We start from the raw sequence: 12,575 nt of genomic DNA on the forward strand, positions 1-12,575 counted from the left end.
GTGGGACATGTGACCGGATGCGCCTTCGACGGTCCGAGGAGTCGGATCGAGCCAGGCGACGGGGCGGGGGAGCTGGGTTCAGCGCGGATGGGTGCGCATCAGCCGCCGCACCTCTCCGGCGTGGTAGCTGCTGCGGGTGAGCGGGGAGCTGACGACCTGGAGGAAGCCCAGCCGCTCTTCGCCCTCGCGGCGGTAGTGATCGAACCGGTCCGGGGGCACGAAGCGCTGGACGGCCAGATGCTTCGCTCCGGGGGAGAGGTACTGACCGATCGTCACGATGTCGACGGCCTGGGCGCGCAGATCCGCCATCACCTCCAGGACTTCGGCATCGGTCTCGCCCAGACCTACCATGAGCCCCGATTTGGTGTAGGTCCGCGGCCAGAGCTCGTGGACCCGGCGCAGCAGGTCCAGCGAGCGCGGGTAGAGGCCCTGGGGGCGCACCTGCCGGTACAGCCGCGGCACCGTTTCGATGTTGTGGTTGAGCACCTCCGGCGCCCCGGCCATCACGACGGCCAGGGAGTCCCAGTTGCCGCAGAGGTCCGGGATCAGCAGCTCGATTGTGGTGCCGGCGGAGCGACGCCGCACCTCCTCCATGCAGGCCACGAACTGGCTGGCTCCCCCATCTTCGAGGTCATCGCGGTTCACCGAGGTGATCACCACGTGGGAGAGCCCCAGGCGGGCCACCGCCTCCCCCAGGCGGGCCGGCTCGCTGGCGTCGAGGGGCCGCATGCTGCGGTCAAAGTCGATGTCGCAATAGGGGCAGGCCCGGGTGCAGCCCGGCCCCATGATCAGAAAGGTGGCGGTGCCTCCGGCGAAGCATTCGCCGATGTTGGGACAGCTCGCCTCCTGGCAGACGGTGTTGAGCTTCAGATCCACCAGCAGGTCGGCGACGGCGCCGATCCGCTCCCGCTGGGGCGCCTTGACCCGCAACCAGTCGGGTTTGAGCCTGGCGTCCGGGGCCATCGTGGCGGGGCGGCTGGAACCGGACTCTAGAAACCCCCTGCCGCCCGGACGAGGAGACGGCCATCCCCTAAACTCCCATCTGGCGGGATGTAGCGCAGCTTGGTAGCGCACTTCGTTCGGGACGAAGGGGCCGCAGGTTCGAATCCTGTCATCCCGATCGCCGCTCAGCTCAGCAACGCCCCGGGGTAACCCCGGGGCGTCACCACCCGACCCTCCACCGCCCGCGTGGTGCTGTTGCCCACCAGCACCAGGCTGAGCATGTCGACCTCCTCCAGGGGCAGATCGGCCAGCCGGTGCAGCCGCACCCGTTCCTCCGCTCGCCCCAGCTGGCGTGCCACCACCACGGGTGTGTCGGCGGGCCGCCCCTCCAGCAGCAGCTCACAGGCCCGTCCCAGCTGCCAGTCCCGGCCCTGGGAGCGCGGGTTGTACAGCGCCACCACGAAATCGCCGCTGCTGGCAGCCCGCAGGCGCCGCTCGATCGTGTCCCAGGGCGTGAGGCGATCACTGAGGCTGATCGTGCAGAGGTCGTGCATCAGCGGGGCCCCTACCATGGCGGCCGCCAGCTGGAGAGCTGAAATGCCGGGGTGGACCGTGAAGGCGGGCCGCAGGACCGGGGCGAGGTCGAGCCATTGCTCCAGGGCCAGGCCGGCCATGCCGTAGATGCCACTGTCTCCGGAGGAGACGAGCGACACGCTGAGCCCGGCCGCAGCGAGCTCGATCGCCACTCGGCAGCGGTCGCTCTCCTCGGTGAGGCGGCCGTCACGGCGCAGCTGATCGGGCCGTCGCAGCGGCTCCAGCAGATCCAGATACAGCCCGTAGCCCACCCAGACGCTGCTGTCCGCCAGGGCCTTCCGGGCATCGGGGGTGAGCAGATCCAGCCGGCCCGGCCCGCTGCCCACCAGATGGAGCGCTCCCCGGTCCGGCGCCCACTGGGCTCGGGCCAAACCCACGGCCAGGGTGGCCGCGCCGAGTTCCCCCTCGCCGGCGCGCTCGATCCGCTTGTTCACCAGCAGGGAGCCCCCGGGGCCGCTCGCCAGCAGCGCTGCGGCCTCCGCCACGCTGGCCGTGCCCATCTCCCTCAGGACCGCGGCCGAGGGCGTCGGGACTGCCACAGCCGCCAGGTCCCGGGCGCTGAACAGCCGCAACGGCCAGCCCCGGCGTTCCGCCAGCGCGAGCAGGGCCGGCTCATCGCCCTTGCGCTCCGCGCTGGCCAGACCGGCCACGGCGGCGGCGGCGAGCCCCCGTTCGGCCAGGGTCCGCTCCACACCCCGCTCCAGCAGGCTGAGGCTGGTGTGCCGCTCACAGCCGAGCCCCAGCCAGAGGATGGGGGGGTGCCAGCGACAGCCGTCCCCCAACCGATGGCTGATCAGCAGAGCCGCCTGCGCGGCCCGGTCCGCTGCCGGCGCCGGCAAGGCCCGGGCCGCGTCCAGCTCACGCCAGAGCTCACTACCGCTCTCCTGCCGAACGTCGATCGGTTCATCCCTGGCTGCGGCCTGCATCAGGGCATCCCAGTCGCCGCCGCCACGCCGCCAGCCCCAGCCGTCACCGAAGTGGTCCAGGGCCAGGCGGCCCCGGGCGCCGCTGGCGCCGGTGAGCACCGCTTCTCCCCCCAGTACCGCGGCCACCTCCAGGCTCAGCCGCTCGGCCCCGGCGACGTGACCACCGAGGAGGGGGACGGCGAAGCGACCCGCCGGATCCACCGCCACCACGGCTGGATCGACCAGCTTGCCGGTCAGCAGCGGTGCCACCAGCCGCGTGATCGCCCCACAGGCCCCCGCCACCACGAAGGCACCGCCCCGGTCCCAGTGCTGGGCGAGGAATGCTCCGGCCGGGGTGCCGCCGGGCGCCACCCCCTGCAGCAGACCGGCCTGCCGCAGACGCTCCAGCACGGGTAGACCGGCCGGGCTCAGCCCCAGCCCCCAGGCACGGGAGTCATTCATCGTCCGAACCTGGCACGCAGCCCGTTCAGGGCACGGGTCGACGACCCGTCGATCGGCGCCCCGTCTCCGGCAGGGCCAGGGGAAGCCAGGGCCTCGGCCCGGCTCCCCTCCAGGAGGCTCTCCCCAGCCCGGCTCCTCTCCACCTCGGGCGCATTCTCCTCGACTTCCGTCCCCTGGCGGGGAACCGTCGGCGCCTGGGGCGTCATCGCCCCCACGGGCTCAGGCACCGCGTCGAGCGCCGAGTCAGGAGCGTCGTCCCGGCTGCCCTCGCGGACCTGGCCGGCCACCGACCCGGGTTCTGCCACAACCTCCGCCTCCATCTCCGCCGCCGTCTCCGTCTTCGCCTCCCCCCCTGTCTCGGGCTCGGGCTCCCTGACCGGTTCCGCGCCCGGATCGACGGGAAGGATCGGGTTTGGCGCGGTCACCTCCCCATCCCCCTCGCCACCGCCGCCGCTGCCGGCCTCCGGAGGGCCATCCGATTCCCCCTCCGTCTCCGTTTCGCCGCTGACCTCGCTCGAGGGCTCCATCCCCGGCGGCGCTTCCCCCCCCACGGGGATCCGTCCCAGCAACCGGTCCCGGTTGTCCGCCGACAGACTCGCCGCCTGCCAGACCCGGGCGGCGCCGGGGATCAGCTCGATCTCCTGAACCAGGCTGTTGAAGGGGGGATTGAGAGGCTCGCCCAGGCCATCCAGCAGGTCCAGCTGCAGCGCGTTGCTGCCGCGCCGTAGCCCCGTCAGCCAGAGGGGAGTCTGCTCGTCCACCAGCACGCTGTCGCCGTTGAGGCTGATCCGCAGGCGCCAGCGGGGCGGTTCGTCGCCGAGATGCTGGAGGGGGGCATCCACCAGCAGCCAGTCGATCAGCACCGGTTCAGCCTGGATCAGGTCGGTGGGGGTGGCGCTGATCAGCTGGGGGGTTCCCGCCGCCGGCTGGGTCAGGGGGTTGGCGCTGACCCGGTGCAGGCGGATCTGCTGCCAGGCGGCGTGATCCTTGACGGCTTCCCCCCATGGGCGTGCCGCATAGGCCGTCAGCCGGTGGCTGCCCGGGCTCAGCGGCTCCATCGGCAGCTCGATCCGCCGCGGCTGGTCCGGAGGACGTTGGGCCAGCCGCAGCGGGGGCGCCCCGTCGATCTGGACCACCAGATGGGGCCCCAGCCCCAGCGTTCCCCCGTCCGCCAGGGGCCAGTCCTCCAGCTCCACCACCAGAGACCAGGGGCCCGCCGGCAGGAGGGACCCGTCGGCCGGGGAGAGAATCCGCAGCCGCGGCTGATGCCGCTCCAGCTGTTGCCGCAGCTGCCGCACGCCTCCGGGCGGGGCCACCTCCTGCAGGGAGCCCCCGACGCCGGCAGGATCGATTCCTCCGTCCGTCGCGGCGGGCCGCAGGCTCCAGCCCCCGCTCAGCATCACCGTCAGAGAGAGCAGCAGTACTCCCAGCCCCCGAAGCCCGGCCGCCCGCATGCAAATCGCTCCCCTGATGAGTGAGGCCCAGCTCCGCATTCTGCTGATCGGTGCGTCGAGACCACAAAGTAAATCCGAACACCAGCCATGATTGCTGGAGGTTTGGATAAAGCAAGCTCGCTACAACAAGCTGAGTGAGTGTTAGGTACCCCCTGGCAGAGCCCTGTCCCAGACAGGAGAACCGCTGGATTGAACCTTTGTTACTGACCGCCCAAGGGGCTTGAAACTGGCCCCTATACTGCCGCCAGCGGTCCCCTCATTGGGGCCCCAGCTCCAGTGGTGGCAGTGGGTTTCGGTCCTTCCCGGACCCTCTCCGCGCTGGTGCCCATGGCGCCACGGATCTCGGTCCGTGGTCCCGTGAGGCCCACCGGTTCGGCCTTCCGGCCAACACCGGAGGGGTGGACCTCCACCTCGACTCCGTCCCTCGAGGAACGTCTCGATGACCATCAGCCCACCAGAGCGTGGGAAAACGGCGAAGGCCCAGGTCGACCAGGTGAACAACCCGGCCACCTTCGAATTGTTCGGCAAGCCCGGCCACTTCGATCGCACCCTCGCCAAAGGCCCCAAAACCACCACCTGGGTTTGGAACCTCCACGCCAACGCTCACGATTTCGACAGCCACACAAGCGATCTCGAAGAAGTCTCCCGGAAGATCTTCAGCGCTCACTTCGGCCATCTGGCCGTCATCTTCATCTGGCTGAGCGGCGCCTTCTACCACGGTGCCCGCTTCTCCAACTACACCGGCTGGCTGGCCGATCCCCTGCACGTCAAACCCAGTGCGCAGGTGGTCTGGCCGATCTTCGGCCAGGAAATTCTCAATGGCGATGTGGGTGCCGGTTTCCACGGCATCCAGATCACCTCCGGCCTCTTCCATGTCTGGAGAGCCTGGGGATTCACCAGCGAGTTCCAGCTTCTCTGCACGGCCATCGGCGCCCTCGTGATGGCCGGCCTGATGCTGAATGCCGGTGTTTTCCACTACCACAAGGCAGCTCCGAAGCTGGAGTGGTTCCAGAACGTTGAGTCCATGCTCAACCACCACCTGGCGGGTCTGCTGGGTCTGGGATCCCTCTCCTGGACAGGACACCTCCTGCACGTGTCCCTGCCCACGACCCAGTTGATGGATGCCATCGATGCCGGCAATCCGCTGGTGCTCAACGGCAAGACCATCGCTTCGGTGGCGGACATTCCCCTGCCCCACGAATTCATCAACCAGGATCTGATCGCCCAGTTGTTCCCTGGCTTCGGCGCGGGCCTCTCGGCGTTCTTCACCGGCAACTGGGCCGCCTACGGCGATTTCCTCACCTTTAAAGGTGGGCTCAATCCCGTCACCGGCAGCCTCTGGATGACGGACATCGCCCATCACCACCTGGCGATCGCGGTGCTGTTCATCGTGGCCGGCCACCAGTACCGCACCAACTGGGGCATCGGCCACAGCCTCAAGGAGATCCTTGAAGGTCAGAAGGGTGATCCCCTGCTGTTTCCGGCTCCGAAGGGTCACGACGGCCTGTTCGAGTTCATGACCACCTCCTGGCATGCCCAGTTGGCCGTGAACCTGGCCCTGCTCGGTTCCCTGAGCATCATCGTGGCTCACCACATGTATGCGATGCCTCCGTATCCCTATATCGGCATCGACTACCCGACCCAGTTGTCGATCTTCACCCACCACATGTGGATCGGCGGCTTCATCATCGTCGGGGCAGGGGCCCACGCCGCCATCGCGCTCATCCGTGATTACGATCCCGCCCTGCATGTCGACAATGTGCTGGACCGGGTGCTGAAGGCCCGTGATGCCCTGATCAGTCACCTCAACTGGGTGTGCATCTGGCTCGGCTTCCACAGCTTCGGCCTCTACATCCACAACGACACCATGCGTGCCCTGGGTCGTCCCCAGGACATGTTCAGTGACACCGCCATTCAGCTGAAGCCCGTCTTCGCCCAGTGGGTCCAGGGTCTGCACGCCGCCGCCGCCGGCTCCACCGCTCCCAACGCGTTGGCCGGAGTCAGCGAGGTGTTCAACGGTGCCGTCGTCGCCGTGGGTGGCAAGGTGGCCGCCGGCCCGATCCCCCTGGGAACGGCCGACTTCATGGTCCACCACATCCACGCCTTCACGATCCACGTCACCGTGCTGATTCTGCTGAAGGGTGTGCTCTACAGCCGCAGCTCCAGGCTCATCCCCGACAAGGCGAACCTGGGCTTCCGCTTCCCCTGCGACGGCCCCGGCCGTGGCGGGACCTGCCAGGTGTCGGCCTGGGACCACGTGTTCCTTGGCCTCTTCTGGATGTACAACTCCCTGTCCATCGTGATCTTCCACTTCAGCTGGAAGATGCAGAGCGATGTGTGGGGCACCGTGAATGCGGACGGCAGCGTTCAGCACATCACAAACGGGAACTTCGCCCAGAGCGCCATCACCATCAATGGCTGGCTGCGCGATTTCCTCTGGGCTCAGGCCGCACAGGTGATCAACAGCTACGGCTCTTCCTCCAGTGCTTACGGCCTGATGTTCCTCGGCGCCCACTTCGTCTGGGCCTTCAGCCTCATGTTCCTGTTCAGCGGCCGCGGCTACTGGCAGGAGCTGATCGAGTCCATCGTCTGGGCTCACAACAAGCTGAAGGTGGCTCCCGCCATCCAGCCCCGTGCGCTGAGCATCACCCAGGGCCGTGCCGTTGGCGTCGCCCACTATCTTCTGGGCGGCATCGCGACCACCTGGTCCTTCTTCCTGGCCCGACTCATCGCGGTCGGCTGACCTCCACCTGACCTTTCCCAATGGCAACGAAATTTCCTTCGTTCAGCCAGGGTCTGGCACAGGACCCGACAACCCGCCGTATCTGGTACGGCATCGCCACGGCTCACGACTTCGAGAGCCATGACGGAATGACCGAGGAGAAGCTTTACCAAAAGCTCTTCTCCACCCACTTCGGTCACCTGGCCATCATCGGCCTCTGGGTTTCGGGCAACCTGTTCCATATCGCCTGGCAGGGCAACTTCGAGCAGTGGGTCGCCGATCCTCTGCATGTCCGTCCCATCGCTCACGCGATCTGGGATCCCCACTTCGGCGAGGGCGCCATCACCGCCTTCACCCAGGCGGGCGCCACCTCACCGGTGAACATCGCCTATTCCGGTTTGTACCACTGGTGGTACACGATCGGGATGACCACCAACGCCGAGCTCTACCAGGGATCCATCTTCATGATGATCCTCTCGGCCTGGGCCCTCTTCGCCGGCTGGCTTCACCTTCAACCCAAGTTCCGGCCGTCCCTGGCCTGGTTCAAGAACGCTGAATCCCGTCTCAACCACCACCTGGCGGTTCTGTTCGGCTTCAGTTCGATCGCCTGGACCGGCCACCTGGTCCACGTGGCCATCCCCGAGTCCCGGGGTCAGCACGTCGGTTGGGACAACTTCCTGAACGTGCTGCCTCACCCGGCCGGACTGGCTCCGTTCTTCACTGGCAACTGGGGCGTCTACGCCCAGAACCCCGACACCGTCAACCAGGTGTTCGGCACCTCCGAGGGGTCCGGTACCGCGATCCTCACCTTCCTGGGTGGCTTCCACCCCCAGACCGAGGCGCTCTGGCTCACCGACATCGCCCATCACCACCTGGCGATCGGGGTGATCTTCGTGATCGCCGGCCACATGTACCGCACCAACTTCGGGATCGGTCACTCGATCCGGGAGATCCTCGAGGCCCACAATCCCCCCAAGGGCACCCCTGGTGACCTCGGCGCGGGCCATAAGGGTCTGTACGACACCATCAACAACTCGCTCCACTTCCAGCTCGGTCTGGCCCTAGCTGCGCTGGGGGTGGTGACGAGCCTGGTGGCGCAGCACATGTATGCCATGCCGTCCTACGCGTTCATCGCGAAGGACTACACGACGCAGGCTGCGCTGTACACGCACCACCAGTACATCGCCATCTTCCTGATGTGCGGTGCGTTCGCCCACGGTGCGATCTTCTTCATCCGCGATTACGACCCCGAGGCCAACAAGGACAACGTCCTGGCCCGGATGCTTGAGCACAAGGAAGCGCTGATCAGCCATCTGAGCTGGGTTTCCCTGTTCCTCGGTTTCCACACCCTCGGTCTCTACGTCCACAACGACGTGGTGGTCGCCTTCGGCACCCCCGAGAAGCAGATCCTCGTGGAGCCGGTCTTCGCCCAGTTCATCCAGGCCGCCAGCGGCAAAGCCATCTATGGCTTTGATGTGCTGCTCTCGAATCCGGCCAGTGCCGCCAGCCTGGCTTCGGCCAACATCCCTGGCGACCACTACTGGCTGGATGCGATCAACGGCAACACCGATGTGTTCCTCCAGATCGGTCCTGGTGACTTCCTGGTGCACCACGCCATCGCGCTGGGACTGCACACCACCACGCTGATCCTGGTGAAGGGTGCCCTGGATGCCCGGGGTTCCAAGCTGATGCCCGATAAAAAGGACTTTGGCTACTCCTTCCCCTGCGACGGCCCTGGCCGTGGCGGCACCTGCGACATCTCGGCCTGGGACGCCTTCTACCTGGCTGTCTTCTGGGCCCTGAACACCGTGGGCTGGCTGACCTTCTACTGGCACTGGAAGCACCTGGCCATCTGGCAGGGCAACGTGGCCCAGTTCAACGAATCCAGCACCTATCTGATGGGCTGGTTCCGCGATTACCTCTGGCTGAACAGCTCCCAGTTGATCAACGGCTACAACCCGTTCGGCTCGAACAACCTGGCTGTCTGGGCCTGGATGTTCCTGTTCGGTCATCTGGTCTGGGCCACCGGCTTCATGTTCCTCATCTCCTGGAGGGGGTACTGGCAGGAGCTGATCGAAACCATCGTCTGGGCCCACCAGCGCACGCCGCTGGCCAACCTGGTTGGCTGGCGCGACAAGCCGGTGGCCCTCTCGATCGTTCAGGCTCGTGTGGTGGGTCTCGCCCACTTCACGATCGGCTACATCCTCACGTATGCAGCCTTCCTGATCGCCTCGACCTCCGGCAAGTTCGGCTGATCCCTCGGATCAGTCACCTCGAGGGACGCACCTCCGATCTCCGCCCCCGGTTCCGGCCGGGGGTTTTTTCATGGCTGCTCCGCTCGCGGCCACCAGCGGCGTCCCTCCAGCAGTTTCATCTCCAGATACACCACGGGGACCACGAACAGGGTCAACCCGGTTGAGACCAGCAGACCGAAGAACACCACGGTTCCGATGCTGACCCGGCTGGCGGCCCCGGCGCCGCTGGCCAGCAGCAGGGGCAGGAAGCCGGCCAGCGATGAGATCGCCGTCAGCAGGATGGGCCGGAGTCGGTTCAGAGCCGCCTCCTCCACCGCCTCCCGCAGCGCCAGCCCCTCCCGGAGCCGCTGGTTGGCGAATTCCACAATCAGGATGCCGTTCTTGGCCGACAGACTCACCAGCACCAGCAGCCCCACCTGGCCGTAGACGTCGAGGAAGAGGCCCCGGCCGGCCAGGCCGAGCAGGGCCCCGAGCAGGGCCAGGGGAACGGAGATCAGAATGATCAGCGGGTCCAGGAAGCTTTCGTACAGCCCCGCCAGCACCAGGACCACCACCAGAATCCCGAGAGCGAACAGTTGCTGGGTCTTGCCGCCGGACTGGCGCTCTTCCCGGGCCAGACCGACCCACTCCAGCGCGGTGACCGGGCTGTTGCGCTGGCCCTGCACCTTCTCCAGCGTGGCGATCGCCTGACCGGTGCTGACTCCGCTGGCCGGGATCGCCTGCACCGTGATCGAGCGGGCCAGGCGGCTGTGACTGATGGAGGTGGGACCACTGGACTGTTCGATCTGCAGCAGTTCCCGCAGGGGAATCAGATCGCCGTCCGCGTTGCGCACCCGCAGCGCCTCCACATCGGCGGCGCTGCGGCGGCTGGCCCCGTCGAGCTGCACCACCACCCGCCGCACCCGGTCTCCCTCGAAGCTGTCGTTGACGTAGAGGCTGCCGAAGCTCGCCCCGAGTGTGTCCACGATGGTGTCGAGCTCGACTCCGAGCGAGGCCATCCGCAGCCGGTCGGGGTTCAGTCGCAGCACAGGTGAGTCGGCGCTGAAGCGGGTGCTCACCCGCTCGAACTGACCGGTCGCCTCCGCCTCGGCGATGAAGGCGCGGACCTCCTGCTCGAAGGCCTGGAGGCTGAGGCGTCCGCTGCTCTGATCGAGCAGCTCCAGTTCCAGCCCCCCCTCTCCGCTGAAGCCCCGCACGGTCGGCGGCACGCTGAGTTGAACACTGGCTTCCGGGATCGCCCTGCGCAGCTCCCGGTTCAGCCGACGGGCCACGGCGGTGCTGCTGTTCGTTCGGGCGGGCCCCCGTTCGCTCAGGGGCTTCAGGCGCAGGAAGAACTGACCGCGGTTGGGGCCGCTGTCGCCGAAGGAGCGGCCGGCATAGAAGTTGCCGATGCTCACCAGTTCGTCCTGCTCCACCACCTGGCGGACCCGATCGATCACCTGTTCGGTGGCCTGGATCGAGGATCCGCCGGGCAGCACCACCACCCCCCGCACCTGGCTGTCGTCCTCCTGGGGGATGAAGCCCGTCGGCAGTTGCCCCAGGCCCCAGCCGGTCAGAATCAGGCCGGCCAGCACGGCCAGCAGGATGAGTCGCCGCCGCCGGAAGCTGTGCTCCAGCGCCTGGCCGTAGCGGCGGCGGAGCCACTCCAGCCAGCGCTGTGGTGCGGCCAGGCTCCGGAGCAACCAGCGGGGCTCCTGCCAGCCCTTGCGCAGCAACCAGCTGGCTGCCACCGGTGTGAAGGTCAGTGCATTGATGGTGGAGAAGAGGATCGTGGCGCTGATCGTGATGGCGATCGGCTGATACAGCCGCCCGATGCTGCCGGGCATGGCCAGGACGGGCAGGAACACCACCACGAGCACCAGGGAGGTGGCGATCACGGCGCCGCCCAGTTCGTTCATGGCCTGGCGGGCTGCCAGCAGGGGCGATTCGCCACTCTCCAGGCGCCGTCCAATGTCTTCGCTGACCACGATCGCGTCATCCACCACCAGGCCGGTGGCCAGCACCATGCCGAAGAGGGTGAGCGTGTTGATCGAGCCGCCGCTCAGCCGCAGCACCGTGAAGCTGCCCACCAGCGCCACCGGCACGGCGACGGCCGATACCAGCGCCAGCCGGCTGTTGCCGAGGGTCACCAGCAGCACCAGCAGCACCAGCAGCACCGCATCGCGCAGGCTGGTCCAGGTGAGCTGGATGCTCTCCCGCACGGTATCGGCCACATCCACGATCCGCTGCAGTTCCACCCCCGGAGGGAAGTCGGGCTCCAGCTCCCCCAGGGCCCGGTTCACCGCATCACTCACCGCCAGGGCGTTGCTGCCGTCGCGCTGGAAGATCAGCACCGCCAGGGTGGGATCGCCCGCCAGATTCATGGCCGAGCTCTCGAAACTCTCGGCGTCAAGGCTCACCCGGCCCACATCCCGCAGCAGCACCACACCACCCTCGGGCGTGCGGCTCACCACCAGCCGCTCCAGTTCCGGCACGCTGCGCAGCCGGCCCTCCATCTCCAGCGGCAGAGTGGTGGCCTGACCATCCGGACTGGGGGCGTCACCGACCTGGCCGAGGGCGGCCAGCACGTTCTGTTCCTCCAGCGCCTCCTCCACGTCGGTGATCGTGAGCTGGCGCTTCTCCAGGGCCAGGGGATCGAGCCAGAGTCGGAAGGCCAGCTGCCCCCCGCCGGCCAGATTGACGTTCCCCACCCCCGGCACCCGCTGCAGGGTGTCGCGCAGCCGCTGATCCACCCAACCGCTCAGAAACGCCGGGGTATACAGCCCCTTCGGCGCGCTGAAGCTGATCACCATCAGCAGGTCATCCGAACTGCGCCGCACCTGAACTCCCAGCCGGGCCACCTGGGGGGGCAGCTGGCGGTTCACCAGGGCCGCCTCGTTCTGGGCGTTGATCTGGTTGAGTTCGGGGTTGCCCCCTTCGAAGGTGAGCGTGATCGAGCTGCCGTTGGCCGTGCTGTTGGAGCGGATGCTCTCCAGCCGCTCCAACCCGTTCAGCTGCCGCTCCAGGGGCGTGGTCACCCCCTGCTCCACGGCCAGGGCTCCGCCGCCGGGATAGCTGGCCCGGACAGTCACCCGTACCGGCGCGATCGGGGGGAGGTTCTCGACCTGCAGCCCCGGCAGGCTCACCAGACCGGCGATCACGATCAGCAGGCTCACCACCAGGGTGAAGACCGGTCGCCGCAGGAACGGATCTGAAACCGACATTGAGGGGCGCCTGGCAGGAGAGGTCCTGGACTCCACAG

General features: G+C 67.6%; 6 protein-coding genes and 1 tRNA gene. 3 read left to right on the plus strand and 4 right to left on the minus strand.

The window, feature by feature from the left end:
* Window positions 1-78: 78 nt before the first annotated feature.
* Window positions 79-963 (minus strand): lipoyl synthase, encoded by an 885-nt coding sequence (gene lipA, locus ACWJI7_RS03490; RefSeq protein WP_479935399.1) that lies wholly within the window; start codon window positions 961-963, stop codon window positions 79-81.
* An 83-nt stretch (window positions 964-1,046) separates the two neighbouring features.
* Between lipA and ACWJI7_RS03495 the strand changes: the two genes are divergently transcribed.
* Window positions 1,047-1,120: transfer RNA gene (locus ACWJI7_RS03495), tRNA-Pro, on the plus strand.
* Window positions 1,121-1,127: 7 nt separating this feature from the next.
* On the opposite strand, the gene cobJ is transcribed toward ACWJI7_RS03495, so the two are convergent.
* Together cobJ and ACWJI7_RS03505 are read right to left on the minus strand one after the other, a co-directional pair.
* Window positions 1,128-2,903, minus strand: a complete 1,776-nt coding sequence (gene cobJ, locus ACWJI7_RS03500) for a precorrin-3B C(17)-methyltransferase (RefSeq protein WP_479935401.1) — start codon at window positions 2,901-2,903, stop codon at window positions 1,128-1,130.
* Window positions 2,900-4,357 (minus strand): hypothetical protein, encoded by a 1,458-nt coding sequence (locus ACWJI7_RS03505; RefSeq protein ID WP_479935403.1) that lies wholly within the window; start codon window positions 4,355-4,357, stop codon window positions 2,900-2,902. Before ACWJI7_RS03505 ends, cobJ begins: the two co-directional genes overlap by 4 nt.
* A 439-nt stretch (window positions 4,358-4,796) precedes the next feature.
* On the opposite strand from ACWJI7_RS03505, the gene psaA reads away from it, so the two are divergent.
* On the plus strand, window positions 4,797-7,100 hold the full coding sequence (gene psaA, locus ACWJI7_RS03510; protein WP_479935404.1) for a photosystem I core protein PsaA: 2,304 nt from the start codon (window positions 4,797-4,799) through the stop codon (window positions 7,098-7,100).
* A gap of 20 nt (window positions 7,101-7,120) precedes the next feature.
* A complete protein-coding gene (gene psaB / locus ACWJI7_RS03515) occupies window positions 7,121-9,334 on the plus strand; it encodes a photosystem I core protein PsaB (protein ID WP_479935406.1) in 2,214 nt (737 codons plus the stop codon).
* Window positions 9,335-9,402: 68 nt separating this feature from the next.
* On the opposite strand, the gene ACWJI7_RS03520 is transcribed toward psaB, so the two are convergent.
* Window positions 9,403-12,537, minus strand: a complete 3,135-nt coding sequence (locus tag ACWJI7_RS03520) for an efflux RND transporter permease subunit (protein WP_479935408.1) — start codon at window positions 12,535-12,537, stop codon at window positions 9,403-9,405.
* Between the last annotated feature and the right edge of the window lie 38 nt (window positions 12,538-12,575).

The sequence above is a fragment of the Cryptocyanus atlanticus LEGE 06306 genome (assembly GCF_056633155.1).

What these genes read in the sequence shown, in the direction of transcription:
- lipA (WP_479935399.1), bottom strand. Translation starts at nt 963, where the DNA reads ATGGCCCCGGACGCCAGGCTCAAACCCGACTGGTTGCGGGTCAAGGCG.
- cobJ (WP_479935401.1), bottom strand. Translation starts at nt 2,903, where the DNA reads ATGAATGACTCCCGTGCCTGGGGGCTGGGGCTGAGCCCGGCCGGTCTA.
- ACWJI7_RS03505 (WP_479935403.1), bottom strand. Translation starts at nt 4,357, where the DNA reads ATGCGGGCGGCCGGGCTTCGGGGGCTGGGAGTACTGCTGCTCTCTCTG.
- psaA (WP_479935404.1), top strand. Translation starts at nt 4,797, where the DNA reads ATGACCATCAGCCCACCAGAGCGTGGGAAAACGGCGAAGGCCCAGGTC.
- psaB (WP_479935406.1), top strand. Translation starts at nt 7,121, where the DNA reads ATGGCAACGAAATTTCCTTCGTTCAGCCAGGGTCTGGCACAGGACCCG.
- ACWJI7_RS03520 (WP_479935408.1), bottom strand. Translation starts at nt 12,537, where the DNA reads ATGTCGGTTTCAGATCCGTTCCTGCGGCGACCGGTCTTCACCCTGGTG.